Source organism: Streptantibioticus rubrisoli, assembly GCF_024436055.1.
In the GTDB taxonomy this organism is placed as follows: domain Bacteria; phylum Actinomycetota; class Actinomycetes; order Streptomycetales; family Streptomycetaceae; genus Streptantibioticus_A; species Streptantibioticus_A rubrisoli.
This window is the reverse complement of the sequence record NZ_JANFNH010000006.1, coordinates 174,762-201,544: the sequence shown is the minus strand read 5'-3', so window position 1 is coordinate 201,544 and position 26,783 is coordinate 174,762. Positions and strand designations below refer to the sequence as shown.

The 26,783-nt window shown below is 71.7% G+C and carries 24 protein-coding genes; 14 read left to right on the top strand and 10 right to left on the bottom strand.

Annotated elements, in window-relative coordinates; all coding sequences use genetic code 11:
* On the top strand, positions 1 to 582 hold a 582-nt coding region (gene thpR / locus NON19_RS10200; RefSeq protein ID WP_308213669.1), incomplete at its 5' end, for an RNA 2',3'-cyclic phosphodiesterase.
* A 207-nt stretch (positions 583 to 789) separates the two neighbouring features.
* On the opposite strand, the gene NON19_RS10195 is transcribed toward thpR, so the two are convergent.
* Both NON19_RS10195 and serC read right to left on the bottom strand, forming a co-directional pair.
* A complete protein-coding gene (locus NON19_RS10195; RefSeq protein ID WP_255926502.1) occupies positions 790 to 1,773 on the bottom strand; it encodes an aldo/keto reductase in 984 nt (327 codons plus the stop codon).
* Between the two features lie 77 nt (positions 1,774 to 1,850).
* A complete protein-coding gene (gene serC / locus NON19_RS10190; RefSeq protein ID WP_255926500.1) occupies positions 1,851 to 2,969 on the bottom strand; it encodes a phosphoserine transaminase in 1,119 nt (372 codons plus the stop codon).
* A gap of 179 nt (positions 2,970 to 3,148) precedes the next feature.
* Between serC and NON19_RS10185 the strand changes: the two genes are divergently transcribed.
* Positions 3,149 to 5,941 (top strand): FAD-binding and (Fe-S)-binding domain-containing protein, encoded by a 2,793-nt coding sequence (locus NON19_RS10185; RefSeq protein ID WP_255926498.1) that lies wholly within the window; start codon positions 3,149 to 3,151, stop codon positions 5,939 to 5,941.
* 223 nt (positions 5,942 to 6,164) lie between these two features.
* On the opposite strand, the gene NON19_RS10180 is transcribed toward NON19_RS10185, so the two are convergent.
* Positions 6,165 to 7,265: a citrate synthase 2 gene (locus NON19_RS10180; protein WP_255926496.1), complete on the bottom strand. Its 1,101-nt coding sequence runs from the start codon at positions 7,263 to 7,265 to the stop codon at positions 6,165 to 6,167.
* 340 nt (positions 7,266 to 7,605) lie between these two features.
* Here NON19_RS10180 and pdxH point away from each other — a divergent pair, with 340 nt between their 5' ends.
* Together pdxH and NON19_RS10170 are read left to right on the top strand one after the other, a co-directional pair.
* Positions 7,606 to 8,229, top strand: coding sequence for a pyridoxamine 5'-phosphate oxidase (gene pdxH / locus NON19_RS10175; protein ID WP_255926530.1), 624 nt, complete (start codon positions 7,606 to 7,608; stop codon positions 8,227 to 8,229).
* 347 nt (positions 8,230 to 8,576) lie between these two features.
* Positions 8,577 to 9,899, top strand: a complete 1,323-nt coding sequence (locus NON19_RS10170) for a PAS domain-containing protein (protein WP_255926494.1) — start codon at positions 8,577 to 8,579, stop codon at positions 9,897 to 9,899.
* Between the two features lie 134 nt (positions 9,900 to 10,033).
* Here NON19_RS10170 and NON19_RS10165 read toward each other — a convergent pair whose 3' ends face one another.
* A complete protein-coding gene (locus NON19_RS10165) occupies positions 10,034 to 10,789 on the bottom strand; it encodes an SIS domain-containing protein (RefSeq protein WP_255926492.1) in 756 nt (251 codons plus the stop codon).
* Between the two features lie 139 nt (positions 10,790 to 10,928).
* Between NON19_RS10165 and NON19_RS10160 the strand changes: the two genes are divergently transcribed.
* On the top strand, positions 10,929 to 11,624 hold the full coding sequence (locus NON19_RS10160; RefSeq protein ID WP_255926490.1) for an iron-dependent transcriptional repressor DtxR: 696 nt from the start codon (positions 10,929 to 10,931) through the stop codon (positions 11,622 to 11,624).
* 471 nt (positions 11,625 to 12,095) lie between these two features.
* Positions 12,096 to 12,980: an alpha/beta fold hydrolase gene (locus NON19_RS10155; protein WP_255926489.1), complete on the top strand. Its 885-nt coding sequence runs from the start codon at positions 12,096 to 12,098 to the stop codon at positions 12,978 to 12,980.
* Positions 12,981 to 13,010: 30 nt separating this feature from the next.
* Here the strand turns inward: NON19_RS10155 and NON19_RS10150 are convergent, their stop codons facing one another.
* Positions 13,011 to 13,667 (bottom strand): bifunctional DNA primase/polymerase, encoded by a 657-nt coding sequence (locus tag NON19_RS10150; RefSeq protein WP_255926488.1) that lies wholly within the window; start codon positions 13,665 to 13,667, stop codon positions 13,011 to 13,013.
* Positions 13,668 to 13,942: 275 nt separating this feature from the next.
* Between NON19_RS10150 and NON19_RS10145 the strand changes: the two genes are divergently transcribed.
* Both NON19_RS10145 and NON19_RS10140 read left to right on the top strand, forming a co-directional pair.
* Positions 13,943 to 15,325, top strand: coding sequence for an NsdA family TPR-like regulatory protein (locus tag NON19_RS10145; protein ID WP_255926487.1), 1,383 nt, complete (start codon positions 13,943 to 13,945; stop codon positions 15,323 to 15,325).
* 326 nt (positions 15,326 to 15,651) lie between these two features.
* Entirely contained in the window at positions 15,652 to 17,298 is a 1,647-nt protein-coding gene (locus NON19_RS10140; RefSeq protein ID WP_255926486.1) for an atrophin-1 family protein, read from the top strand.
* 10 nt (positions 17,299 to 17,308) lie between these two features.
* Here the strand turns inward: NON19_RS10140 and NON19_RS10135 are convergent, their stop codons facing one another.
* On the bottom strand, positions 17,309 to 18,556 hold the full coding sequence (locus NON19_RS10135) for an ABC transporter substrate-binding protein (protein WP_255926484.1): 1,248 nt from the start codon (positions 18,554 to 18,556) through the stop codon (positions 17,309 to 17,311).
* A gap of 155 nt (positions 18,557 to 18,711) precedes the next feature.
* On the opposite strand from NON19_RS10135, the gene NON19_RS10130 reads away from it, so the two are divergent.
* Positions 18,712 to 19,212: an SCO4402 family protein gene (locus NON19_RS10130; RefSeq protein WP_443729336.1), complete on the top strand. Its 501-nt coding sequence runs from the start codon at positions 18,712 to 18,714 to the stop codon at positions 19,210 to 19,212.
* 53 nt (positions 19,213 to 19,265) lie between these two features.
* Positions 19,266 to 20,141 carry a formyltetrahydrofolate deformylase gene (purU, locus tag NON19_RS10125; RefSeq protein ID WP_372514060.1) on the top strand — a complete coding sequence of 292 codons (876 nt, stop codon included), beginning with the start codon at positions 19,266 to 19,268 and terminating at the stop codon, positions 20,139 to 20,141.
* Between the two features lie 231 nt (positions 20,142 to 20,372).
* Here purU and NON19_RS10120 read toward each other — a convergent pair whose 3' ends face one another.
* On the bottom strand, positions 20,373 to 21,599 hold the full coding sequence (locus tag NON19_RS10120) for a maleylpyruvate isomerase N-terminal domain-containing protein (protein WP_255926478.1): 1,227 nt from the start codon (positions 21,597 to 21,599) through the stop codon (positions 20,373 to 20,375).
* The gene (locus tag NON19_RS10115; RefSeq protein WP_255926476.1) at positions 21,596 to 22,195 is read right to left on the bottom strand and encodes a sigma factor; all 600 of its coding nucleotides are present in this window, start codon (positions 22,193 to 22,195) and stop codon (positions 21,596 to 21,598) included. Before NON19_RS10115 ends, NON19_RS10120 begins: the two co-directional genes overlap by 4 nt.
* Positions 22,196 to 22,485: 290 nt before the next feature.
* On the opposite strand from NON19_RS10115, the gene NON19_RS10110 reads away from it, so the two are divergent.
* A complete protein-coding gene (locus tag NON19_RS10110; protein WP_255926474.1) occupies positions 22,486 to 22,860 on the top strand; it encodes an STAS domain-containing protein in 375 nt (124 codons plus the stop codon).
* Between the two features lie 24 nt (positions 22,861 to 22,884).
* Here NON19_RS10110 and NON19_RS10105 read toward each other — a convergent pair whose 3' ends face one another.
* The gene (locus tag NON19_RS10105) at positions 22,885 to 23,502 is read right to left on the bottom strand and encodes a TetR/AcrR family transcriptional regulator (RefSeq protein WP_255926472.1); all 618 of its coding nucleotides are present in this window, start codon (positions 23,500 to 23,502) and stop codon (positions 22,885 to 22,887) included.
* Positions 23,503 to 23,580: 78 nt separating this feature from the next.
* Here NON19_RS10105 and NON19_RS10100 point away from each other — a divergent pair, with 78 nt between their 5' ends.
* Entirely contained in the window at positions 23,581 to 24,981 is a 1,401-nt protein-coding gene (locus NON19_RS10100) for an MDR family MFS transporter (protein ID WP_255926470.1), read from the top strand.
* Positions 24,982 to 25,029: 48 nt separating this feature from the next.
* A complete protein-coding gene (gene mca / locus NON19_RS10095; RefSeq protein WP_255926468.1) occupies positions 25,030 to 25,863 on the top strand; it encodes a mycothiol conjugate amidase Mca in 834 nt (277 codons plus the stop codon).
* Between the two features lie 28 nt (positions 25,864 to 25,891).
* Here the strand turns inward: mca and kilB are convergent, their stop codons facing one another.
* Positions 25,892 to 26,233, bottom strand: a complete 342-nt coding sequence (gene kilB / locus NON19_RS33960; protein ID WP_504979126.1) for a plasmid transfer protein KilB — start codon at positions 26,231 to 26,233, stop codon at positions 25,892 to 25,894.
* A 34-nt stretch (positions 26,234 to 26,267) separates the two neighbouring features.
* Here kilB and NON19_RS10085 point away from each other — a divergent pair, with 34 nt between their 5' ends.
* Positions 26,268 to 26,777 carry an O-acetyl-ADP-ribose deacetylase gene (locus tag NON19_RS10085; protein ID WP_255926464.1) on the top strand — a complete coding sequence of 170 codons (510 nt, stop codon included), beginning with the start codon at positions 26,268 to 26,270 and terminating at the stop codon, positions 26,775 to 26,777.
* Positions 26,778 to 26,783 lie beyond the last annotated feature (6 nt).

Below are 26,783 nucleotides of genomic sequence, written 5' to 3'. Positions count from 1 at the left end.
GGGAATAACCGCCACATGAGACTCTTCGTAGCCCTCTGGCCCTCCCAAGAAGCCCTACGCGACCTGACCCGCGCCGAGAACAGGCTCCGCGCGTCCCCCGACGCGCAATCCCTCCGCTGGGCTGGCGAGGGCGGCCACCACCTCACCCTGGCGTTCCTGGGGGAGGTCGCCGAGGAGACCCTCCCCGAGCTGACCGCCCGCCTGGAACGCGCCGCCAGGCGCCACGCACCCCTGGCGTTGCGCCTGGCAGGCGGCGGCCGGTTCGGCGACCGCACGCTGTGGGTCGGAGTGGAAGGAGACGTGCAGGCCCTCGGCCACCTGGCCGACTCCCTCGCCGCGGGCGCCCGCAGAGCGGGCATCGAGATGGAGGACCGCCCGTTCCGCGCCCATCTGACGCTGGCCAGAGGCCGCCCGCACCGCCACACGGCGTTGCGCCCGTTCGCCGACCTGCTGACCGGCTTCACCAGCCACGAGTGGACCGCCGACCACATCGCCCTCGTACAGAGCCACCCGCCCGCGCCGGGGACCTCGGGTGCCCAACCCCACTACGAGGTACTGCACCGCTGGCCCCTGGGCCACTGACGTGTCCGCGTCCCCGCGGCCCCCGTAGCACCGCCCCCGGCCCGGGGCAAGGTCCCGAGCCGGTTAGGCTCGATACGTGGACCCGAAGACCCGTACCCGAGTGATGACCGCGGCCCTCGTCCTGCTCCTGGCCGTCGTAGTAGTAGCCGCCGCCCTCCGCTGACGCCGAACCCGCCCAGCCAAACCACCCCAGCAGCCCCTTGCCCCCTACCAGGCGAAGGCTTCCGGGGACGGCCCGGGGCCCGGGAAGACGGTGTCCAGTTCTGTGACGAACTCCTCCGGAAGCCGGAGGTCGAGCGCTCGCAGCGCCGACTCCAACTGCTCCGCGGTCCGCGGGCCCACGATGGGGCCGGTCACCCCGGGACGGGTGAGCAGCCAGGCGAGGGCCACCTCGCCGGGCTCATAGCCGCCCTTGGCGCAAAGATCCTCGTACGCCTGGACCTGCTCGCGCCGCGCGGCGTTCTTCAGCGCGTCTGCCGCACGGCCGCTCGCCGAGCGACCCCCCGCCGCCTCGCGCTCCTTGCGCAGCGCGCCACCGAGCAGCCCACCGTGCAGCGGCGACCACGGGATGACGCCGAGCCCGTACTCCTGGGCTGCCGGTATCACCTCCATCTCCGCGCGCCGCTCCAGCAGGTTGTAGAGGCACTGCTCGCTGACCAGCCCGAGCGAACCGCGGCGCGCCGCCGCCTCGTTGGCCCTGGCGATGTGCCAGCCCGCGAAGTTGCTGGAACCGGCGTAGAGGATCTTCCCCTGCTGCACCAACACGTCGACGGCCTGCCAGAGTTCGTCGAACGGGGTCTTCCGGTCGATGTGGTGGAACTGGTACAGGTCGATGTGGTCGGTGCCCAGCCGCTTGAGGCTGGCCTCCGCCGCGCGGCGGATGTTGAGCGCGGAGAGCCTGCCGTTGTTGGGCCATTCGGCCATGTCCGCGTAGACCTTGGTGGCCAGTACCGTCTTCTCGCGGCGGCCGCCGCCCTTGGCGAACCAGGAGCCGATGATCTCCTCGGTGCGGCCCTTGTTCTCGCCCCATCCGTAGACGTTGGCGGTGTCGAAGAAGTTCAGTCCGGCGGCGTGCGCCGCGTCCATGATGGCGTGGCTGTCGGCCTCGTCGGTCACGGGGCCGAAGTTCATGGTGCCCAGCACCAGTCGGGAGACCTTCAGGCCGGTACGTCCGAGCTGTGTGTAGTCCATGGACGACAAGCCAAGCCGTTCGAGCGCGCTCGAAGCAAGAGGGTGCCGGGGCATCCCCGGCACCCCCAACTGCCCGGTTACAGGCGCTCGATGACGTAGTCGACGCAAGTGGTGAGCGCCTCGACGTCCGCCGGGTCGATGGCCGGGAACATCGCGACGCGCAACTGGTTGCGCCCCAACTTGCGGTAAGGCTCGGTGTCCACGATCCCGTTGGCCCGCAGCACCTTGGCGATCGCCGCGGCGTCGATGTCGTCCGAGAAGTCGATCGTGCCGATCACCTGCGAACGCTGCGCCGGGTTGGCCACGAACGGGGTGGCGTGCTCGGACTTCTCGGCCCAGCCGTACAGCCGGGAGGAGGAGTCGGCGGTGCGCTCGACCGCCCAGCGCAGTCCGCCCTGCCCGTTGATCCACTTCACCTGCTCGTTGAGCAGGAACAGGGTGGCGAGCGCGGGGGTGTTGTACGTCTGGTTCTTCTGCGAGTTGTCGATGGCGGTCGGCAGGTCGAAGAAGGCCGGGATGTGCCGACCGGACCCGGCGATCCGCTCCGCCCGCTCCAGCGCGGCGGGGGAGAACAGCGCCAGCCACAGTCCGCCGTCGGCCGCGAAGGACTTCTGCGGGGCGAAGTAGTACACGTCGGTCTCGGCGACGTCGACCGGCAGACCGCCCGCGCCGGACGTGGCGTCGACCAGCACCAGCGCGTCCGCCTCGGCGCCCTCGACCCGCTTGATCGGCATGGCGACACCGGTGGAGGTCTCGTTGTGGGTGAACGCGTACACGTCCACCCCGGCCTCGGCGGCGGGCGCCGGGTGAGTACCGGGGTCGGAGGAGATGACCGTCGGGTCCTCCAGCCACGGCGCGAGCTTGGCGGCCTTGGCGAACTTCGAGGAGAACTCGCCGAAGGACAGGTGCTGCGACTTGGACCTGATCAGGCCGTGCGTCGCGATGTCCCAGAAGGCGGTGGAGCCGCCGTTACCGAGCACCACCTGGTAGCCCTCGGGCAGCGAGAACAGCTCGGCGAGGCCCTCGCGCACCTCACCGACGAGGTTCTTGACCGGCGCCTGCCGGTGCGAGGTGCCGAGCAGTGAGGTTCCGGTGGCCGCCAGGGCGTCGAGCGCCTCCGTACGCACCTTGGACGGGCCCGCGCCGAAACGGCCGTCGGCGGGCTTGATGTCTGCGGGAATCTGGATCTCAGCCACGAGCGGAAGCCTATTGCGAAACGGCTCCGGTACGGTCGCCGTTCCACCCGATGAGACACCGGTGTCCCACCGCCTGGGGTTGTGCGCGGGCCTGCCCCGCGCACGGGAGCGGGGCGACCGCCCCGGAAAACCCCGTGCCCCGGTGATCAACCGGTTGATCACCGGGGCACGCTAGGGGCATGACCCTGCTGCGCGCCCTGGAACAAGCCGTACGCGGCCAGGTCGCCTTCGACGCGGCGAGCCGGGCGTTGGTGACCATGGACGCCTCCAACTACCGGCGGGTGCCGCTCGGCGTCGTGGCGCCACGGGACGCCGACGACGTCGCGGCGGCGCTTGAGGTGTGCCGGGAGCACGGCGCGCCGGTGGTGCCGCGTGGCGCGGGCACGTCGGTCGCCGGGAACGCGATCGGCACCGGCGTGGTGCTGGACTTCACCCGGTACATGAACAGGATCCAGGCCATCGACCCGGTGGCCCGCACCGCCGTGGTGCAGCCCGGCGTGGTCCTGGACGACCTGCGGCGGCAGGCCGCGGCCCACGGCCTGACCTTCGGCCCGGACCCGTCCACGCACAGCCGCTGCACGCTCGGCGGCATGATCGGCAACAACGCCTGCGGCGCGCACTCCGTCGCCTGGGGCACCACGGCCGACAACGTGCACTCGCTGGACGTGCTGACCTACGGCGGCCAGCGGCTGCGGCTGGCCAGCGGCACCGACGGTCTGCCCGCCCCCTTGCGAGACGGCATCGAGGAGCTGACGGCAGGGCACCTCGCCGTGCTGCGCACGGGCTTCCCCGAACTGCCGCGCCGGATCTCCGGTTACGCGCTCGACCAGCTGCTGCCGGAGAAGGGCGGGCACCTGGCACGGGCGTTCACCGGCAGCGAGGGCACCCTCGGGGTGCTCACCTCGGCCACCGTACGGCTGGTGGCGGCACCCGCGGTGCGCGCGCTGGCGGTGCTGGGCTACCCCGACGACAGCGCCGCGGCCGACGCCGCCACCGGGCTGCTGCCGTTGCGTCCGCTGACCGTGGAGGGCATGTCCGCCGATGTGGCGGCCGGTGCCGCCCGGCTGCTGCCGCGTGGCGGGGCGTGGCTGTTCGTAGAGGTCGGCGGCGACTCGACGGCCGAAGTGCGGGCGAAGGCCGACGAGTTGTGCCGGACGGCGCTCGCGGACGGCGCGGTGGACGGCGTCGTCGTCACCGAGCCGGGCGGGCAGCGCACGCTGTGGCGGGTGCGGGAGGACGCCGCGGGCCTGGCGACCCGGCTGCCGGACGGCCGCGAGGCCTGGCCGGGCTGGGAGGACTGCGCGGTGCCCCCGCACCGGCTCGGCGGCTACCTGAGGGAGTTCCGCGCCCTGCTGGCCCAGCACGGGCTGCGTGGGGCGCCGTTCGGGCACTTCGGTGAGGGCTGCGTCCATGTCCGCGTCGACTTCGACCTGTTGGGCGAGCCGGGCATCGCCCGCTTCCGCCGCTTCTCCGAGGACCTGGCGCGGCTGGTGGTGGCGCACGGCGGATCGCTCTCCGGCGAGCACGGCGACGGCCGGGCCCGCTCCGAACTGCTGCCGCTGATGTACGGACCGGAACTGGTCGGTCTCTTCGGCCGGTTCAAGCAACTGTGGGACCCGGCGGACGGCATGAACCCGGGCGTACTGGTCCGTCCCGCCCGGCTGGACGAGGGCCTGCGCTTCACGGTGCTGCCCCAGCGCCCGGTGGACGTCGAGTTCGGCTATCCGCACGACGGCGGTGACTTCTCGGCGGCGGTACGGCGCTGCGTGGGCGTCGCCAAGTGCCGGTCGACGCAGGCTGGTTCGGGGGTGATGTGCCCGTCGTACCGGGTCACCGGTGAGGAGCGGCACTCCACCCGGGGGCGGGCCCGGCTGCTGCACGAGATGCTGGCGGGGGAGGTGGTGACCGACGGCTGGCGGTCACCGTGGGTACGGGAGGCGCTGGACCTGTGCCTGTCCTGCCGGGGCTGCCGCTCGGACTGCCCGGTCGGGGTCGACATGGCCACGTACAAGGCGGAGTTCCTGCACCACCACTACGCGGGTCGGGTGCGCCCGGCCGCTCACTACTCCATGGGCTGGCTGCCGGTGTGGCTACGCGGCACGGCGGCGCTGCGGCTGGCGCCGCTGCTGAACGCGGCGGCCGGTACGCCACTGTCCGCCGTGGCGAAGCGTGTGGGCGGCATCGCCGCGGAACGTGAGATTCCACGGCTTGCCCGGGTGCCTTTCACCCGTTGGTGGCGTGCGCGTCGAGGCAGCGGCGGAGCCGGACGCACCGTCGTGCTGTTCCCCGACACCTTCACCAACTACCTCAGTCCGCAGGTCGGTTCGGCCGCCGTGCGGGTCCTCCAGGTGGCCGGGCTGCGCGTCGTGGTGCCCCCGCGGCCGGTGTGCTGCGGGCTGACCTGGGTGTCCACCGGCCAACTCGACCGTGCCCGCAAGGTGATGCGCCGCACCCTGGAGACGCTGCGGCCCGCGGTGGCCGCCGGGCTGCCCGTCGTCGGCCTGGAACCGAGCTGTACGGCGGCGCTCCGTACCGACCTGCCCGAACTGCTGGGCTGCGACGACGCCAGTCGACTGGCCGCCTCGGTGCGGACGTTCGCCCAGGCGCTGGAGGAGCACGCGCCCGACTGGACCCCGCCGCGCCTCGACCGTCCGGTGGTCGGCCAGACGCACTGCCACCAGCACGCGGTGCTCGGCTACGCAGCGGAACGACGGCTGCGCGCCCGGGCGGGGCTCACCGGCGAGCTGTCCGGCGGCTGTTGCGGGCTGGCCGGGAACTTCGGCTTCGAACCCGGCCACTACGAGGTCTCGGCGGCCTGCGCCGCCGAGCAGTTGCTCCCCGCGGTCCGCGACGCCCCACCCAACTCGCTGGTCCTGGCGGACGGTTACTCGTGCCGCACGCAACTGGCCCAACTGGCAGGTGTGGAAGCCCACCACCTGGCGGAGGTCCTGGCGAACGCCCTGGATACCTGAGCGCTCCGCTGGGGGTGCGGCGGTGTGCCGTCTCGATCGTCTGCGGCACCGTTGTGGCTGATCGCGCCCACGCGGCGGAGCCGCACATGAACACAGCCCCGCGCTCCTTCAGCGCGCTACCGAACCGCCAAATGACCGCCGCGACGGCGAGCAACCCCCACCGCGAGCGATCCCCACGGCGAGGGTCCGGCGGAATCAGAAGCCCACCGCACCCCCGGAGGGCTCAGTGAACGGCCTCGCCGAACCCCTCCACGTCGCGCGGGCTGCGCGGCCCGGGCCCCACGTACCGGGCCGACGGCCGCACCAGTCGGCCCGTCCGCTTCTGCTCGAGGATGTGCGCACTCCACCCCGCCGTACGGGCACACGTGAACATCGACGTGAACATGTGCGCCGGAACCTCGGCGAAGTCCAGCATGATCGCCGCCCAGAACTCCACGTTGGTGGCGAGCACCCGGTCCGGCCGCCGGTTGTGCAGCTCCTCCAGCGCCGCCTTCTCCAGCGCCTCGGCCACCTCGTAGCGCGGCGCGCCCAACTCCTTGGCGGTGCGCCGCAGCACCCGGGCGCGCGGGTCCTCAGCGCGGTACACCCGGTGCCCGAAGCCCATCAGCCGCTCGCCCTTGTCCAGGGTCTTCTTCACGTACGCGGCCGCGTCACCGGTGCGCTCGATCTCCTCGATCATCCCCAGCACCCGGGACGGCGCACCGCCGTGCAGCGGCCCCGACATCGCGCCCACCGCGCCGGACAGCGCCGCGGCCACATCGGCACCGGTGGAGGCGATCACCCGGGCGGTGAACGTCGAGGCGTTCATGCCGTGTTCGGCGGCCGACGTCCAGTACGCGTCCACGGCCTTGACGTGCCGCGGGTCCGGCTCACCGCGCCAGCGGATCATGAACCGCTCGACAATGGTCTCCGCCTTGTCGATCTCCCGCTGCGGCACCATCGGCAGCCCCTGGCCGCGCGCCGACTGCGCCACGTAGGACAGCGCCATCACCGCCGCCCGCGCGAGGTCGTCACGCGCCTGCTCGGCGCTGATGTCGAGCAGCGGTTTCAGGCCCCACACCGGCGCCAGCATCGCCAGGGCGGACTGCACGTCGACCCGGATATCACCGGAGTGGACCGGGATCGGGAACGGCTCGGCGGGCGGCAGACCGGGGTTGAAGCTGCCGTCCACCAGCAGGCCCCAGACGTTGCCGAACGACACGTTGCCGACCAGGTCCTCGATGTCGACGCCCCGGTAGCGCAGGGAGCCGCCCTCCTTGTCGGGTTCGGCGATCTCCGTTTCGAACGCGACGACTCCCTCAAGTCCGGGTACGAAGTCGGACATCAGGCGGCTCCTCTTGATGTGGTCGACGGTGGCTGGTGACGCCTCGGTCATATGCCCTGCTCGGGTGGTGGTTCACCCTGCCGAGGAGGAACGCAGCAAGATATCTGTTGGTGTCGAGAGGTCACAGCGGTCCAGGGGCGATTCTGTCGGTTTCGTTACGTGACCGGAAGCGTGACGTGCGGCACACTGCGTGACCTTGACCGGGTGGGCGGCTTGTCGGCCCTGTACCGAACCGCCCTGACGTGCGGTGTCACCCGCCCGGGTGAGCCTTGCCCCGGCCGCGCACCGGCCGCGCTCCGTGCTGCAAGATGTGCGGGTGCCCCACCCCGACCCCGCCACCATGCGGAAGCAGTACCGTGCCGAAGGCCTCGACGCGCCGGAGCTGGCCGCCTGCCCGTACGAGCAGTTCGCCCGTTGGTTCGCCGACGCGGCGAACAGCGGGCTGCCGGAGCCGAACGCGATGGTCGTCTCGACGGCCGACGCCTCGGGGCGCCCCAGCTCGCGCACCGTACTGCTCAAGAGCTACGACATCAGCGGCTTCGTCTTCTACACCAACTACGCCTCGCGCAAGGGCCGCGACCTGGCGGAGAACCCGTACGCCTCGCTGCTCTTCCCCTGGCACCAGATCGCCCGGCAGGTGATCATCAGCGGTCCGGTGGCCAAGGTGGCACGGGAGGAGACGGTCGCGTACTTCCGCAGCCGGCCGCATGGCTCACAGCTCGGCGCGTGGGCCAGCGACCAGTCGGCGCCCATCGGCTCGCGCGCGGAACTGGAGCGGCGGTACGCGGAGCTGGCCGACCGGTACCCGGAGAGCGAACGGGTTCCGGCGCCGCCGTTCTGGGGCGGTTACCGGGTGGGCGCGGAACGGATGGAGTTCTGGCAGGGCCGGGAGAACCGGCTGCACGACCGGCTGGTGTACGTCCGCGAGGAAGAGGGCTGGCGGATCGAGCGCCTGTGCCCGTGAACACGCCCCAGGGCACGCCTGCCTGCGCGGGCGTGCCCTGATAAGCGGCGACCCGCGGGCTGCTGCCTGTCGCCTGCCATCCCCAAGGGGATGACGCTCCAGGACCGGTCGGACGAGGTCCGGTAGCCCGCGGGTCGGGTGACTGCTTTGGATTAGGCCTGCGACGCACGACTCGCAGGCGAGGTGCGCGGCGTCAGCCCGCAGCCACCTCACGCGTCCGATAGTCAATCATTCTTCGGACCACCTCCTCTCCGTGTACCGCCAGCCTAAGAAGGCGGCCGACGAGAGACAACTGATTTTCCCGAACGGGCTGTGGGCTGCGTCACAGGAGAGTTGAATGGGGAGATGTGCAGCCTTCCGACGCCCACGCGAAGCCGCTGAGCGGAGGCGACGAGCAGTTACTCGCCGCCCTCCTGGAAAGCATGGACGCTGCTCTGTGCGCCTTTGACCAGGACGGCCTGGTCACCCACTGGAACACAGAGGCGGCCCGGATCCTCGGCTGGACCGCCGAGGACGCCGTCGGCCGCCGTGGACTCGCGGGCTGGGCGGTGCGCAGCGCCGACGCCGACGACCTGATGGCCCGGCTGCTCGGGGTGATGAACGGGCCCGGCCGCCAGGTCCATGAGTTCGCCCTGCTGACCAAGGACGGCCATCGCGTCCTGGTGCGCGCCCAGACCGCCGCGGTCACCACCCCCGACGGGCAGCCCGCGGGCGTGTACTGCGCCTTCTCCGAGGTGCACGCGCAGATCGACCTGGAACGGTCCATCGCGCTCAGCGACGCCCTGTTCCAGGAGGCCTCCTGGGGCGTGGTGTTGATAGACGCCGACCTGCGGCCCGCCGTCGTCAACGGCTGCGCGGCGCGGGCGCTGCGCACCGGCCGGGAGTCGCTGCTCGGCCGCCCGCTCGGCGAGGTGCTGGGCCAGGGCGTGGAGGAACTGGAGGGCGCGCTGCACCACGTGCTCTCCGAGGGCCCGCCGACCACGCCGCTCGACCTGTGGGTGACCCTGCGCGCGGACGGTCCCGACCCCGCACGGCACTGCTGGCGCAGCGGCTTCGTACGCCTTGGCTCACCGCTCGGCGAGGAGCCGGTGCCGCTCGGGGTGGGCTGGATGTTCGAGGACATCACCGACACCAAGCTCGCCGAGCAGGAGGCGTCCCAACTCCGGTTCCGCACCAACCAGTTGCGCCGCGCGGCGAACGCGGGAGCCGAGTGCGAGGACCCCATGGAGGCGGCCACCGGCTATCTGGACTACGCCCTCGCGGGCTTCGCCGACGACGGCCTGATCGACGTGATCGGCCCGGGCGGCAAGCTGGTGCGCGCGGCCGGTACGCCTGGCGGCCCGGGACCGTGCCTGCCGGTCGCCTCCGGCGGCATCCCGGTGCCGTACGAGGAGGGCCATCCGGCGCTGCAGTGCGTCGAGCGGCTCGGCTCGGTGCGGTCGGCGGACCTGTCCCCGGAGCGGGCCGCGGCGCGCAGATGGCCCGAGGGCACGGTGTACGCGCTGTGCTCGGTGCTGCGCAGCCGGGGGCGGACGCTGGGTGTGGTGACGTTCCTGCGCGGGGCGGGGCGGCGCCCGTTCGACCGCGCGGACGCGGCGTACGCGGAGGACGCGGCGGCTCGGATCGCGGCGGCGCTGGACCTGGCGGCGCTGGCGAAGCGGCGCCGTTAGCCGCTTTGGCGACTGTCCGGCGGATCCCGTGCCGTGGGCGACAACATCCCGCCGCGACGGCGAGCAACCACGACAACGCGGACCGGCGGTCATGCCCTTGCGCAACCCATGACGCGAAGTCCGCCGGAAGGGCCCTAGCGCCGGTAGAAGATCCGGTCGCCGTACTCGGCCAGGATCCGGCCGTTCCACTCGTGGCCGCCGTCCACGTTGCCCGACCGCAGCAGCGGCGGCGTGTGGCCGCGCCCGGCCAGTTCACCGACCGCGGTGGCGACCACCGCCTGCAGCAGGGCGCTGGTGACGACGGTGGACGCCGGGCCGAACGGCGCCGGGACGCCCTGCGCGGTCAGCTCCGCGTCGCCGACCGGGATCTTGCTGTCGATCACCACATCGCAGTGTTCCTTCAGATATGTGCCCGAGGAGTGCCGCGACTTCGTGTGCTCCGGGTACGCCAGCGAGGTGACGCCGATGACCTTCAGGCCCAGCGCCCGGGCGTTCAGCGCCATCTCGACCGGCAGCGCGTTGCGGCCGGACAGCGAGATGACGACCAGCACGTCGCCCGGCTCGGCGGGACTGGTGTCCAGCACGGCCGCGGCGAGCCCGTCGACCCGCTCCAGGGCGCTGCCCAGGGTGGCGGGCACGATGTCGACCCCCATGACACCGGGGACCGCGAGCAGGTTGATCAGGGCCAGCCCGCCCGCCCGGTACACCACGTCCTGCGCCGGGAGCGAGGAGTGACCGGCGCCGAAGACGAAGACCCGGGCGTTGCCCTCCACCGCGTCGGCGATCAGCCGACCCGCCTCGGCGATGCTCTCCGCGTCCTCGTCGCGCACCCGGCGCAGCAGGCCGATGGCCGCGTCGAAGTACCGTCCGGCGAGATCGTCAGCCGCCATGTCGCCGTCCTCCGCTCCTAGCTCGCCGATCACGGTGGAGCCTTTCGGCACGGGCTGTCAACCGCGAGCGGGCGGCGTTGTCGGTGGCATGCGTCAGAATTGTCAGCAGGGCCACCGCACGAGCTATTGAGGGGCACGTATGTCGGGACACCTCATCGACACGACGGAGATGTATCTCCGCACCATCCTGGAGCTTGAAGAGGAGGGTGTGGTCCCCATGCGCGCCCGTATCGCCGAGCGGTTGGACCAGAGCGGTCCGACGGTCAGCCAGACGGTGGCGCGGATGGAGCGGGACGGTCTGGTGCAGGTCGCGGGCGACCGGCACCTGGAGCTGACGGAGGAGGGGCGGCGGCTCGCCACCCGCGTCATGCGCAAGCACCGGCTCGCCGAGTGCCTCCTGGTCGACGTCATCGGCCTGGAGTGGGAGCAGGTGCACGCGGAGGCCTGCCGCTGGGAGCACGTGATGAGCGAGGCGGTCGAGCGGCGGGTGCTGGAGCTGCTGCGGCACCCCACCGAGTCCCCGTACGGGAACCCGATCCCCGGCCTGGAGGAGCTGGGGGAGAAGGCGGAGGCCGATCCGTTCCTGGGCGAGGGGACGGTCAGCCTGGTCGACCTGGATCCCGGTGCGGACGGCAAGACCGTGGTGGTACGCCGGATCGGCGAGCCGATCCAGACGGACGCCCAGCTGATGTACACGCTGCGCCGTGCGGGCGTCCAGCCCGGTGCGGTGGTCAGCGTCACCGGCTCGCCCGGCGGTGTGCTGGTCGGCTCCGGCGGCGAGGCGGCCGAGCTCAGCCAGGACGTGGCCGGTCACGTCTTCGTGGCGAAGCGCTGAGCGTTCCGCTGGGAGTGCGGCGATGGGCTGTCGATCGTCCGCAGCACCGTCGCGGCTGGTCGCGCCCACGCGGCGGAGCCGCACATGAACACAGCCCCGCGCCCCTTCAGGGCGCTGGCCAACCCCCAGCGCGAGCGCGGATCCAAAAGAGACAACAGCGCGGATCCAAAAGAGACAACAAGGACCGAAAAGGGATAGGGCCCCGGCGAATGCCGGGGCCCTCCTCCCCCTACGTCCCCTGGGCGCCGTACCCGGAACCCCGAGCTCTCCGGGTCCTTCCCCTTGCCCAGCGGGGACGATCCCTCCCCGCTGGAAGTACTCCCCGCAGGGCCTTCGAAGCACACCCTTCCCTTGTCACTCGAAAGGGCGGTGTTAAGCGCCATACCCCCTTTTTCGAAGGTGAGTTCGATACGGTGGATCTGTTCGGCCAACCGGGCCGGACAGGACGGTTGACCCGGGGGTGCCGGATCGATGGTTCGTCGTATCGAGGTGTCCGGAGCGGGTGGCGTACAGCTGGCCGCCTGGGACTTCACAGACCACCACAAACCGCATGACGAGTGCGCGCCACCAGCAGTGCCGGACGCAGAGGCGCCGCTCCCCGCGGTGCTGATGCTGCACGGGCTGATGGGCCGAGCCGCCCACTGGGCGGCGACGGCCCGCGCGCTGGCCGCCCGTTACCGCCCGGTCGCCCTCGACCAGCGCGGCCACGGCCGCTCCGCCAAGCCGGACGGCCCCTACACCCGCGAGGCGTACATCGCGGATGTCGCGGCCGCCATCGAGCAGCTTGACCTGGCGCCCGCCGTCCTGGTGGGCCACTCCATGGGCGCGCTCACCGCCTGGCAACTCGCCGCCTCGCGCCCTGAGTTGGTGCGCGCCCTGGTCATCTGCGACATGCGGGCCTCGGCGCTCGGCGAGGCGAGCCAGCGTGAGTGGGAGCAGTGGTTCGCCTCCTGGCCGCTGCCCTTCGCCACACTGGCCGACGTACGAAGGTGGTTCGGCGCCGACGACCCCACGCTGGAGCGGCCGCGCCCGGTGCGCGGGGCGTTCTACACCGAGGTGATGGAGGAGCGCTCCGGCGGCTGGTGGCCGCAGTTCTCCTTCCAGCACATGCTCGACTCCCGGGAGCCATGGATGCGCGACGCGCACTGGGACGAGCTCGCCCAAGTCCATTGCCCCACCCTCGTGGTGCGCGGCTGGGACGGCGAACTCGGCCGTGCGGAAGCCCAGGAGATGGTCCGCGTACTGCCGCATGGCACATACGCCGAACTGGCGGACGCCGGACACCTCGTCCCCTGGGATCAACCGGAGGCCTGGCAGCGCGCCCTGGAGGAGTTCCTGGCCGTCACCGTCCATTGACCCCGCGGCGGGCGGAGGCCGCCCACCGCGTCAGCGGTCCCGCAGGGCGGCCGCCTCCCGGCCGCAGGCGTAGGCGAGCGGGCTGATCAACTCCTCGGCGTCCGGCAGCCACCGGTTCAACGCGGTCGGCTGCCGCGCCCACTGCACGGACCCCCGGCCCATCCGGGTGGGCGGTGCCGGAACGTAGTCCCCGTCCCCGCGCACCACCATGTCCAGCGCGGACGGCGGCCACCCCAACCGCCGTACCAGGTCGGGGACTTTGGCGCTGGCGCCGGGCAGCACGAAGAACACCAGCCTGCGATTGGGTGTGGACATGACCGGACCGAGCGGCAGCTCCATCCGTTCCATCCGGGCCAGCGCCAGGCAGCCCGCCACCTCGGGCACGTCGATCACGTCGAAACTCCGGCCGGTGGGCAGCAGCACGGAGGCGCGCGGCTCTCTGGACCACATCCGGCGGACCGCCACACCGCTGCCGGTCGCCTGCCCCGGCCAGTCGGTGCGGGTGGGGTGGGCGCCGGGGGCCGGGCAGCCGCTGAAGCCGCAGGAGCAGCGCAGGTCGCCGCCGTTGTCGTCGAGCCAACTGCCCGGGAACACGTCCCAGTGCCGCTCGTCCGCGTATCGCACCGCCGCCTCCAGCATCTGTTCGGATGCGGCGAGCGGCTGCGGGGCTCCGATGGTGTCTTCCACGCGATGCACAACTTCCCTTGTCAGCAAGGGTTACGGAAGCCGCGTTCCCTCTTGGGTGGGACACGCGGGGCGCACAGGTGCACGGTTGGGGGCGCGCACGAGGGACCGGCTCCGGGGGTGGGTAGTTCCCTCACGGCACGGTGGCACATCTCATTGCGCAAAGTACCGATAAAGAGCCGTAAAGCGGCATAACTGCCCACCCCCGGTGGGCAGAGATCATGCAGCACGGGGAACGACCCGGCTGCGACACCTTTAGGTACAAAGGGGGGACGACGATGGCCGCCCGACCACTGGTGGCGCGTCAGCCGAACGAACGGCTGCAGGCGCTGATCCAGGAAGCCGGATGTTCCAACGCCGGACTGGCTCGCCGCGTCAACATGTGCGGCGCCGAGCACGGCCTCGACCTGCGCTACGACAAGACCTCCGTGGCGCGCTGGCTGCGAGGTCAGCAGCCGCGCGGCCGGGCCCCGGCGATCATCGCCGAGGCGCTGGGTCGCAAGCTCGGCCGCACCGTGACGATCGACGAGATCGGCATGGCCAACGGCAAGAACCTCGCTTCCGGCGTCGGCCTGCACTTCGCGCCCACCGTTCTCGGCGCGGTGGAGCAGGCCTGCGAGTTGTGGCGCAGCGACGTGGGGCGCCGCGACTTCCTGACCGGCTCCACGGTGGCGGCCTCCGCGCTGGTCGAGCCGAGCCGTGACTGGCTGATCACCGGTCCGGACACGGTGGTCTCGCGCAGCGGCGGGCCACGGGTCGGCATCGCGGACGTGGCGGCGGTACGCGCGACGACACAGGCGCTGGTCGACCTCGACCACCGCTTCGGCAGCGGACATGTCCGCCCGATCGTGGTCCACTACCTCAACAGCGTCGTCTCCGGACTGCTGGGGGGCTCCTACCGGGAGGCGACCGGCCGCCAACTCTTCGCCGCCGTGGCGAGGTTGACGGAGCTGGCCGGATACATGGCGGTGGACACCGGCCAACCCGGTCTCGCCCAGCGGTACTACATCCAGGCGCTGCGGCTGGCGCAGGCCGCGGGGGACCGTGGTTACGGCGGCTACGTACTGGCGGCCGGGATGAGCCACCTCGCCGCCTCGCTGGGCAACCCCCGGGAGATCGCGCAACTCGCCAGGGCCGCGCAGGAGGGCGCGCGCGGCCATGTCACTCCCACCGCGCAGGCGATGTTCTACGCCGCGGAGGCGCGTGGGCACGCACTGCTCGGTGACGCCAAGGCGTGCGAGGCGGTCGCGGGGCGCGCGGTGGAGGCGCTGGGCCGCAGCGTTCCGGAGGACGACCCGGACTGGATCGCGCACTTCGACGAGGCCTACCTGGCCGACGAGTTGGCGCACTGCCACCGCGATCTGGACCAGCCGGGCCCCGCGATGCGCCGGGCGCACGAGGCGCTCGCGGGCCATCCGCCCACCCGGGTCCGGCGGCGGGCCATAGGCCTGCTGGTGCTGGCCTGCGCACAGGTGCAGGCCCGCGAGGTGGAGCAGTCCTGCCATACCGCCACACAGGCGGTCGAGTTGCTGGGCGGGCTGCGCTCCAACCGGGGCGCCGAGTACCTGGACGACTTCCGCCGCCGTGTCGAACCGTTCTCGGACGAGCCGGTGGTGCGCGAGTTCGGGGCACGACTCGAGGAGAGTGAGCTGGCCGCGTGATCTCGTCCCGGCGGGGGTGAGGAATGTCTCGGGGACGCGCTCCCGCTCCCCGCCGGGGCGCTCCAATTGTTACGGGACCGCTATACCGGCGCCTTCCGCCGTTGTGGAAGGCGCCGCATGCTGCGAATTCCTGGAACGGACGCCGGGCTCCCGGGTGACCGTCAGCACACTACTGTGCGGTCACTCACACGGGCGCGTAGTGGGGACTGGAATTGACCCGGTAGCGTGAGCCGACGTTCCGATGGGCCGGTCGGGGTCAGGGACTCAGCTCTACCCGGAGCGCGTTCCGGCCGGCCACAGTCACGCAGCAGGCAGGAGTTCCGGTGATGCAGAGCGGGCGCGGAGAAGAGGCGGCGGACGGCGCGTACCGGCCGACGCCGATTCCACACGAGCCGCAGGCGTCGACGGTGCCCGAACCCCGCGAGGGCGTCGTGCTGCCCGCGCAGGGCGCACACCACGGTGAGCCGCAGTGGCCGCAGCCGGACCAGGGGGTGCAGCCCGCCCCCGGCCAGCCGTGGGGCACACCACAGCACGCGTCGCAACACCAGGGCCCCCCGCCGCCCGGCGCGGGCGAGGCCACCCAGTTGCTCACGCCGTACGGCCAGCAGTCCGAGGCGACGCAGTTGCTCACGCCGTACGGCCAGCAGCCGCAGGCCACCCAACCGCCCGCCCCGCACGGCCAGGACTCGGAGGCCACCCAACTGCTGCCGCACTACGCCCAGCAGTCCGAGGCCTCGTACCCCCACGAGTCCGAGGCGACCCAGTTGCTCACGCCGTACGGCCAGCAGGCCCAGGCCGCGCCGGGCGGCGATGCGCCCGCGCCGGGCGCCGATTCGGAGAAGACCCAGCTCATCGCGCCGATACGGCAGCAGCCAGCCGAACTGCCGCAGCAGCCCACCGAGTTGCGCCAACCGCTTCCTCCGGAGCAGCAGTTGCAGGCGCCCGTACCGCCGCCGCCGGCGCAGCCGCCCGCCGCCGGTGTGGAGGCGCCGCCGATGCCCAGCGCCGCGCCGTACGCCATCCGGCCGGGCACCCCCGGCGACCAGCCGCCGCAGGAGCGGACCCAACTCCTCACGCCGCAGCAGCCCGCCGCGGCGGCCACGGAGCAGCTGCCGCGGTACGGCGAAGGCTGGCAGCAGTCGCAGCAGCCGCCCCAGGCGCAGCTCGCCGAACAGGCGCCGCCGCAGGTCAGGGACGACTACGACTTCCTGTACCGCAAGGACGGCGGCACCGGTGCCGCACGGCCGCCGCACAACCCCTCGTACGGCGACGGCATGCCGCCGCAGCCGCCGTTCACCCAGCAGCCCGCGCGGGACTTCGGGCCGGACGCCCCCGCGCGCCGTGCCAGGCTCTCTCCGCGGGCCATGATCGGCATCGGGGTCGCCGGTATCGCCGTCATAGGGGTCGCGGTGGGGGCCGCGCTCAGTGGTGGCGGCGACAGCGGCAACGACCAGCAGAAGGCGGGCGCCGCCTCACCCGCGACGGGCGCCTCGACCGTCGGTGGTGCGGGAGACGCCGCGCAGGCGCAGGCCAAGCAGCTCGACGCGCTGCTGAAGGACAGCAACAGCAGCCGCGCCTCGGTGATCAGCGCGGTGGCATCGATCAAGTCCTGTTCCAACATGGACACCTCGTCCGCCGACCTGCGCACGGCCGCGGGCCAGCGTGACCAACTCATCACCCGGCTCGACCAGTTGACCCTGGACAAGCTGCCCAACCACGACGAGTTGGTGCAGCAGCTCACCGCCGCCTGGAAGGCGTCCGCCGAGGCGGACAACGACTACGCGGACTGGGGCGACCAGGTGGCCAAGGACAAGAAGGGCTGCGTCAAGGGCCACGCCAAGGGCACTCCCGCCGCGCAGAAGGGCAACGCGGCGAGCGGCCGGGCCACCTTCGCCAAGAAGAGGGCCGCCGATCTGTGGAACCCGATCGCCAGCCAGTACGGCCTGACCCAGCGGCAGTTCACCGACCTGTAGCGGCTCCGGCTCAGCCGGCGCCCTCCAGCGTGTCCCGCACGTCCACGAAGCCGCCCTTGCCGACGGCGGTCAACTGGCCGCCCTTCACCACCTGGTAGGTGACGGTGGCGTTGACCATGCGCGGATAGCCGCGGACCGCCAGCATGTCCGCGTACCGCCAGCCCAGCGGCGGGGTGAGGCCGCCGGTGGAGATGCCATGGGCGCGGTCGAGCGCGTCGTGCACCGTCTGCGCGGTGATCGGGCCGTGGCCCAGTGAGCTCACGATCTTGGTGAACACCGTGTAGGCGATCCAGGTCGTCTCCGCCCCCGGATCGGCGACATCGATCCGGTTGTCACCGAACGCGTAGGTGGAGACCGCGGTGCGCATGGGGTTCCACGCCGGGTCGTTGGCGGGCGGGTACCAGCTCGTCGCGTACGCGCCCTCCAGCGGGCTGTCGGCTCCCCCCGTGCTGTCCAGCAGCGACTGCTTGACGCTGCCGAGCACGGAGGCGGTGCGCACCTGCTGTCCTGAGCCGAGCCGCCGGAAGGAGTCGAAGAAGATGGCGGTACGGTCGCCGAGCACCGCGGTCACACAACGTCCCGGCTGGCCCGAGCCGATCGCCCGCTGGGCGGCGTCGGTGTAGTCGGTGGCGTCGTCGGGGGCGCGGATGTCGTCGGCGGGGGCGCGGTGCCGGAAGGCCAGTCCGGCGTCGAGGAACTCGGGGTACTGGTCGCCCGCCGCGCTGTCCGGGCGGACCAGCGCGGTGTGGTCGCAGATGCTGGACAGCTGGCGCCCGTTGCCGGTCAGCAGCGCGGGCGCGCCGCCGTTGACCGGATACGACACCGGGCTGGTGAACTCCTCGGGCGCCACCCCGTACCCACCGAGGTACGGGATGCCCGCGTTCTCCAGCGAGGCCATGAAGCTCTGCCCGTACTGGCTGTACGAGCCGACGACGGCGACCGCGTGGGCGTCCACGGCCTGTTGCGCGCAGCGCTCCGCGCGGACCGTGTCGTTGTGCTCGTCACACGTGAGGACCTTCAGCGGATGGCCGTTGATGCCGCCTTCGGCGTTGACCATCCGCGCGTAGGCCTGCGCCATGGCTGGCATACCGGGCATGTTGGTGGAGTTCGTGCCCTGGGGTGCCCAGGTCATGACCACGACCGGCGCCGTGGAGTCCGCCCCCGCCCCGGTCCTCGGCACCGCACCGCAGCCGCTGCCGCCGCTGGCCAGGAGTGCCGCAGCGGCCGCCAAGGCACCGAACCGTCGTCTAGCGGTCATGGCGCCCTACGCTTCCCGGCCGCCGTCAACGTGGGAGTGACCGCATCGCAACCGCGGGTGACGGACAGGTGAATTGCCCGTGCGCACGGTGTGCGCGCCTTTTCGTTTCGGACCGTACCTGGTGGGAGCTGTGCCCTTTGTTGAACGTACGATCGATAACCGTGCAAGGTTCGGAGAAGTCTTCCCGGCGGGGCGTCCGCTCCTCCACGATGGGGCGTATGCCGCTCAACGACATGCCCTGGTGGCGCTGGCGCAGCAACGTGCGCTCCGCGCTGCACATGCTCAGCGATCCGGTCTTCCAGCAGGAGTGCTGGGTCGTCGGCCGTCCCGGCTACGGGGATGTGACGGACGCCGTCTACCGCCTGGTCGAGGACACCTGGTTGGACAACTGGTCCGCGGAGAAGTACGTCGGGACGATCTTCCGCGACACGCAGGAGGCGACGCTGGTCGACGCCGCCGTGCTGCGGGTGCTGCGGATCCTGCACGAGGTCGGCGCCGACGCCCCGGCCGCCTCCTATCTGGCTCACCCCGGCTGGCCGGACGCGGTACGGGCGGCCCGGGAGGCGCATGTGCGTCTGGCGTCCAACGACGGGGACGACGTGGACGCGCCGCCGCGGTCACTGGACGTGCTGGCGATCTACACCCGGGCCCGCTGACCGGTCTCGCGAACCGGACCGCTGACCTGCGGCCGGGCGTGATGTGCGAGGCTATGGCGGTGACCGAAGCACAGCCCACCGCCCCGCAGTACGTCCTCACGCTGTCCTGCCCCGACAAGCAGGGCATCGTGCACGCCGTATCCAGTTACCTGTTCATGACCGGTTGCAACATCGTGGACAGCCAGCAGTTCGGTGACCAGGACACCGGTCTGTTCTTCATGCGGGTGCACTTCTCGGCCGAGCCCTCGGCCACCGCCGACAAGCTGCGGGCCAGCTTCGCGGCGGTCGCCGACTCCTTCCGCATGGACTGGCGGCTCTACCCCGCCGAGGCGAAGATGCGGATCCTGATCATGGTCAGCAAGTTCGGGCACTGCCTGAACGACCTGCTGTTCCGCTCGCGGATCGGCGCACTTCCGGTGGAGATCGCGGCGGTGGTCTCCAACCACCGTGACTTCGAGGAACTGGTCGGTTCGTACTCGATCCCCTTCCACCACATTCCGGTGACGAAGGAGACCAAGGCGCAGGCCGAGGCCGAACTGCTCAAACTCGTCGAGGACGAGGAGATCGAGCTGGTGGTCCTCGCCCGCTACATGCAGGTCCTCTCCGACGACCTGTGCAAGCGGCTGTCCGGGCGGATCATCAACATCCACCACTCCTTCCTCCCGAGCTTCAAGGGCGCCAAGCCGTACCACCAGGCGCATGCGCGCGGCGTGAAGCTGATCGGTGCGACGGCGCACTATGTCACGGCCGACCTCGACGAGGGCCCGATCATCGAGCAGGAGGTCGAACGCGTCAGCCACGAGATGAACCCCGACCAGTTGGTGGCCGTGGGCCGCGACGTCGAGTGCCAGGCCCTGGCCCGAGCGGTCAAGTGGCACAGCGAACACCGCGTCCTGCTCAACGGCCACCGCACGGTCGTCTTCCCGTAGCGGCTCCTTGCCACCCGCTTACCCTTCCCGGGGGCTGCGGCCCGTAAGAAACTCCCGCCGCGATGGCGAGTACCCCGACGCGGCGCCGACCGGCGGTACCGAATGCTGCGCACCCCCCAAGCGCACCCAGGCCGCACCAACGGCCGGGCCCGTAGCTCCCGGGGGCTCCGCCCCGGAGCCCCTGGCGGGGTTCCGGGGCGGAGCCCCGGAGGGGCGGGGCGGGTGGCGGAACTACATCCGCGACAAGCTCGCCGTCGCCGCCAGCACATCCCGAATCGCCTGGCGATCCCCCGCCTGCCCCACCGCCAGTTCCTCCGGCTCCCGATGCCCGGCCGCCAACTGGCAGAACTCCGTCGCCTCCAGCGCGACCTGCGCCACGCTCTCGTCCCTGGAGCCCACCGCCGCAGGCGAGTCCAGCGGGATGAACCAGTCGCCGCCGCCCTCGCCTTCCAACTCCAGATGGACCGAACGCCCCGGTGTCCCCGCCTCCACCCACCGCGCCGGAGAGGCGGCGAGCCCAGCCCTGCGCCGCCCGGCGAGGGCGATCGGCAACAACCGCGCCGTCAGGTTGAGCATCGCCTTCAAGTGCCGCGGCGCGGGCGGACCGTACGGATAGGCGACCGCGTCCGCGATGTCCCCGGCATGGATCCAGCACTCGAACGCCCGGTCCACGAACGCGTCCCGCAACGGAAGCTTGAAGTCCCCGTAGCTGACGTCGAGTCCACCCGCGCTCCGCCCGGCGAAGGACACCGTGCGCAGCAGCGTGTGGCCCTGCTCCCGCCACTCCTCACGGACCTCGCCGCCGGTCCGCCCGCCGGACCGGCGCCAGTGCTCGATCGTCCGCTCGGTCGGATCCCGCGGCGCCTCCGCGCCCAGTGCCGAGTCCTCCCCGAGCGCGGCACATATCAGCCCGTCGACCGCGGTCAGATGACCGATGACATCCGCGACGGAGACACGCCGCGTACCGCGGTGCCACGCGAGGACCACCGGCGCGGCCCAGTCCCCCGGCCCGAGGTCCCGCAGCAGCGCGTCGAGCCGCGCGGTCTCCGCGTCGTACGGACCCGCCCACTCGGGCACGGGTATCCGGGCGGGCCGACGGCCCAGACAGTTCTCCAGAACCCGGGCGCGCAGCAGCGGATCGAGGTCGAGCGAGTCCTCCGACCGCAGCAGCCCGACCGCGTCCCGCAGCCGAACGGCCTCCTCCGCGCAGGTGGCGCAGTCGGTGAGGTGCGACTCCACCGCCGCCGTCTCCTCGGCGGAGCACGCCGACAGCGCCCATGCGCCGAGCAGTGACTTCAGCGTCCGATGGTCGAGCGACGCCGCCGTCGCCCGCACCGGCGGCGGAAGCGGAGGACCGTCCTCTGCGGCACCCCGCGGCCACGGCACCCGTGGCCTCGGCGGGCCGTCGTTCCGCTCCGGCCCGCCGCCGAGCGGACCGTCCCCGATGGACCCGGTCATCGCGGACTGCCCTGGCCGGACACCGAGCCCGACGCGGAGCCGGAACCGGCCGACGGCCCCGGCTGCATGGCGGTGGAGAGCATCTGCAACCCGAGCCGCAGCCGTCGCCGGGCCTCGTCCTCGGTCAGGCCCAACTCGGCGGCCGTCTGCCGGTAGTCACGGCGGTGCAGATACGCCTGGTCCAAGGTGTCGCGTATAGAGGCGGGCATCGAGCTCTTGATGAAGTCGGCGCGTGCCGCGGTGTTCGCCTCGCACACCTTCCGCTCGAACTGCTCGGAGGTCCGCTCACCGCCCGCCCTGATCCGGTCCGCCTCACACCGCCGCAGCCGGTGCACCGCCTGCCGCTGGGTGAGGGTGGCTATCCAGGAACGCAAGTTGCCTTCCTTGGGGTCGTAGGCGTCCGGGTTCTCCCAGATGTACCCGAAGACCTCACGGGTGATCTGGCCGGCGGCGTCCTCCTCGCCCATCACCCGGTACGCGAGCCCGTGCACCAGCGAGGCGAAGCGGTCGTACAGTTCGCACAGCGCCGCCTCCTCCCCTCGGGCCAGCCGCTGCTGCATCTTGCGGTCCCAGCGCGGTGGTGCGGGTGTCGCCATACGGCCGCCCCCTTTCAGCTCACCTCATCGCTCAACGTTCATCGCTCATCACTCATCCGTCACCAACGAATGTAGCCGCGGGGTCTGACAACGCGCCCCGCTTTGCCACAACGAACACCCGATGGGTACCGGCGAGTACGGAACGGGTACCCAACCCGCCACAAGTAGAGGCCTGGTGAAGACGAGCTGTTATGGGGGTGTGACCGCGGCCTAAACGGGAAGGCGCGCCGCTGGGCATAGGGTCGGAGTAACCGGAACGGAACGACCTGCCGACGAAGGGGCAGTGAGCGGTGGCGTTGAGAGTCAAGGCGGAGCAGCGGGACGGCTGGACCGTACTGCGCGTGTCGGGCGAGATGGACCTGGTGACCTCGCCCGGAGTGCGGCAGCACGTCCATGACGCGGTCGCCGAGGGGCGGCGCAGCGTGGTGCTCGACCTGTCCGACGTGCGCTTCTGCGACTCCAGCGGGGTGGGCGTGCTGATCGCGGCGCGCCGCCTGATGCGTTCGTGCACCGGCCGCCTGCGGCTGATACTGCCCGCCCAGGGCGCGGTGGACGGCTCGCACGTCAACCGGGTGCTGGCCGCGCTGGGTGTACGCCGCCTGTTCGAGGTCTTCCAGGACCTGGACGCCGCCGTGGACGACACGGCCCGCCCGCTGTCCGCCTGAGCGGCAACGGCAAGGCTCCGAGGGTCACTTGACGGCGTAGTCCCCCAACGCGGGCTCCAGCAGCCCGAATGCCTCCCTGGCCGCCGCGGCGAGCCCGGTGAAGAACTCCTCCTCGTCCTGTCCCGCCTCGCAGCGCCGTCGCGCCTCGTGGAACAACACCCGCTGCACACCGGACAGTTGCGCCGCCGCCACCCGTGGCGCCACCCCCTCGGCGCCGACCTCCTCGATCAGCGTCCTGGCCAGCGCCTGCTCCTGCTGGTCGTAGATCTCCCGCAGCCGCGTCCGCAGTGCCGGGCTCTCCACGGTCAGCCGCGCGAAGCCGGGGCTGATGCGGCCGAGCAGCGCGGCGTGCGCCTCGCAGTCCGCCAGGTACTTGCGGCGCAGCGCGGCCAGCGCCGACTCGCCCGGGGAGCGTTCGGCGACGGTACGCGACGGTCCGTCGACCACTTCCTCGTACGCGTCGAAGAACAGGTCCTCCTTGCGCGGGAAGTAGTTGGTGACGGTCATCTTGGAGACCCCGGCGGCCTGGGCGATGTCCGCGATGGTGGTCTGCTCGAAGCCGCGCTCGATGAACATCAGCGTCGCGACGTGCGAGATCCGCTCTCGGGTCTGCTGCTTCTTGAGCTCGCGGAGCTGGGCCATGGCCCCATCCTATCCAGTTTCTGGGTTCGACCTAAAAAACCTTGTGCAGATTCGTTGGTCCAGCCTAAATTTATGTCCATGCTAAGAAGTCTCCCTGGGGTCACCGCCCACCCCGCCTCTGACCCGGACCGCGACCGTGTGGACGCCGCGGTCTGGCGGATCGCCGCCGTACTGCTCCTCGGTCCGGTGCTCGCCCTCCTGGACTCCACGATCGTCAGCGTCGGCCTGGACTCCGTCGCCCGCGAGCTCGGCAGCCCGCTCACCACCGTCCAGTGGATCTCCACCGGCTATCTGCTGGCCGTCGCCCTCGTCATGCCGCTCACCAGTTGGGCGACCGAACGGTTCGGCGGCAAGGCGGTGTGGATGGCCTCCGTCGCGCTGTTCACCGCGGGCTCCGCTCTGTGCGGGGCGGCCTGGTCGGCGCCCGCGCTGATCGCCTTCCGAGTGCTGCAGGGCATCGGCGGCGGCATGATCCAGCCGGTCGCCCAGTCGATGCTGGCCCAGGCGGCGGGACCGCGACGGCTCGGCCGGGTCATCGGCGTCACCGTGCTGCCCATCACCCTCGCCCCCGTCGCGGGCCCGGTGCTCGGCGGCCTGATCGTGCGGAACCTCGACTGGCGCTGGATGTTCTACGTCAACGTGCCCATCGGCATCGCCGCCTTCCTGCTCGCCGCCCGGGTACTGCCCACCACCCCGCGGCCCAGCGGCCGCACCCCGCTCGACCTGACCGGACTCGCGTTGCTCGCTCCCGGCCTCGCCGCGCTGATGTACGGCTGCGCGCAGTCGAGTTGGGGCGTCCTGCTTACGGGCGCCGCGCTGACCGCCGGGTACGTCGGGTACGCGCTGCGTCAACGCGGCCACACGCCCCTGATCGACGTGCGGCTGTTCGCCCGCCGCGGATTCGCCGCCGCCACCGCGTCCTCGTTCGTCCTCGGCGGCTCGCTCTACAGCGCGATGCTGCTGCTCCCGCTCTACTTCCAGCAGGTGTGCGGCGCTGACGCGATGAGCGCGGGTCTGCGACTCGCGCCGCAGGCCGTCGGCACGGCGGCCGTCTCACTGCTCGCCGGACGCCTCGGCGACCGCCATGGGCCGCGCCCTCTGATGCTGGCGGGGCTTGCCCTCGCGCTGCTGGGCACGCTGCCGTTCGCGTTCCTCGGCCGCGGCCCGGCCAACTGGCTGCTGGCCACCGCCCTGTTGGTGCGCGGCGCCGGTCTGGGGCTGGCCATGGTGCCCGGCATGTCGGCCGTCTACGCCGCGGTCGCTCCCGAGGAGGCCCCCAAAGCGGCGGGAACCGTCAACGTCGTCAACCGGCTGGGCGGTTCACTGGGTACGGCGGTGCTGACCGTGCTGCTGCAACACCAACTCACCAGTGCCGCCGGCCCGGCCGCCGCCTACGGGTACGCGTTCGGATGGGCACTGGTGCTGTCCTCGGTGGCGTTCGTTCCGGCGCTGTACTACCCGGCCCGGAAGAACATGTAGTGGTACGCGATCCGTGAACATGTCCGCCCGATCGACAAGGAGCAGTTGATGACCGTCCCCCGACTGATGGCCGTGCACGCCCACCCCGACGACGAGTCCAGCAAGGGCGCCGCGACCCTGGCCCGCTACGCGGCACAGGGCGCCGAGGTGCTGGTCGTCACCTGTACAGGAGGCGAACGCGGAGACGTCCTCAACCCGGCCCTCGACCGTCCCGAGGTCCACGCCGACCTCGCGGCGGTCCGCCGCCGCGAGATGGCCGCGGCCGCCAAGGTCCTCGGTGTACGGCAGCGGTTCCTCGGCTTCGCCGACTCGGGCCTCCCGGCCGACGGCGAACCGCTGCCGGAAGACTGCTTCGCCGCCGTCGCCGTGCCCGAGGCGGCGGCCGAACTGACCGAGGTGATCAGGGAGTTCCGCCCGCACGTCGTCGTCACCTACGACCCGACGGGCGGGTATCCGCACCCGGACCACATCCAGACCCACCGCGTCGCCCTCGCCGCGCATGACGCCCTGGAGGGTGATCCGGCGCAGCCCCTCAAGCTCTACTACCTGGCCGCCTTCCAGAGGGAGTGGTTCGCCACCCTGCACGAGACGATGCTGAAGCGCGGCATCGCCTCCCAGCTGGGCGAGTTGCTCGCCAACTGGCCCGACTGGGCACCAGAGTTCGACGTCACCACGCGCGTCAAGTGCGCCGAGTACTTCGACGTACGTGACCGCGCCTTCCGCGCCCACGCCACCCAGGCCGACCCGGCGCACCCGTTCTTCGCCCACCCCCGCGACCTGGAGCGCGAGGTGTGGCCGACGGAGAACTACGTCCTGGCCCGCTCGCGGGTGGCGACGCGGACTCCGGAGGACGATCTTTTCGCGGGGATCACTCCGCGCTGATCCACCTGAGGGCGCGCGCCTTAGGTGGTCAATCGATGTACGGGGTGGCCGCGGCCACGAAGTCCCGTATGGCCAGCCGCGAGGCATCGCGCGCGGCGTCCAACTCCTCCCGCGCCTCCACCCGGTGCAGCGCGCCCACCACGTCCAGCGTCCGCTCGGCGACCCGGGAGAGCTCAGGACTCCCGGTGAGCATCGGGCACGGAACATCGCCTCGTAGGTGGCGTAGCGCAGCTTGTAGACCTGTTCCTGGAGTTCGGGCGTGTCCTCGTCGATGCGGTTCTCGTGGGCGTGTGTGACGGTGGACCCCAGCAGCGTGCCCAACACGGCGATGACACTCGGCAGAACCGCACCCATGGCCGCAGTCGATCACACGCCCGCGCCCCGCGTGGTGGCACGATCACGGCATGACGCACATCACGCTCACAAAAGGCGACATCACCACCCAACACGTCGACGCCATCGTGAACACCGCCAACTCCTCGCTGCTGGGCGGTGGCGGGGTGGACGGGGCGATCCACCGCGGGGGCGGCCCGGAGATCCTGGCGGAGTGCCGCGCCCTGCGGGCGGCGAAGTACGGCAGGGGGCTGCCCACCGGCCAGGCGGTCGCGACCACCGCGGGCAAGCTGCCCGCGCGGTGGGTGATCCACACGGTGGGGCCGGTCTGGTCGGCGAGCGAGGACCGCTCCGCCGCACTGGCGTCCTGCTACCGCGAATCGCTGCGCGTGGCCGACGAGTTGGGGGCGCGGACGGTGGCCTTCCCGGCGGTCTCCACCGGCGTCTACGGCTGGCCGATGGACGACGGCGCCCGGATCGCGGTCCGCACGGTTCGGGAGACGGACACGTCGGTGGACGAGGTCCGCTTCGTCCTCTTCGACGACGCCGCGTACCAGGCGTTCACCGACGCCATGTCCTGACCGCAC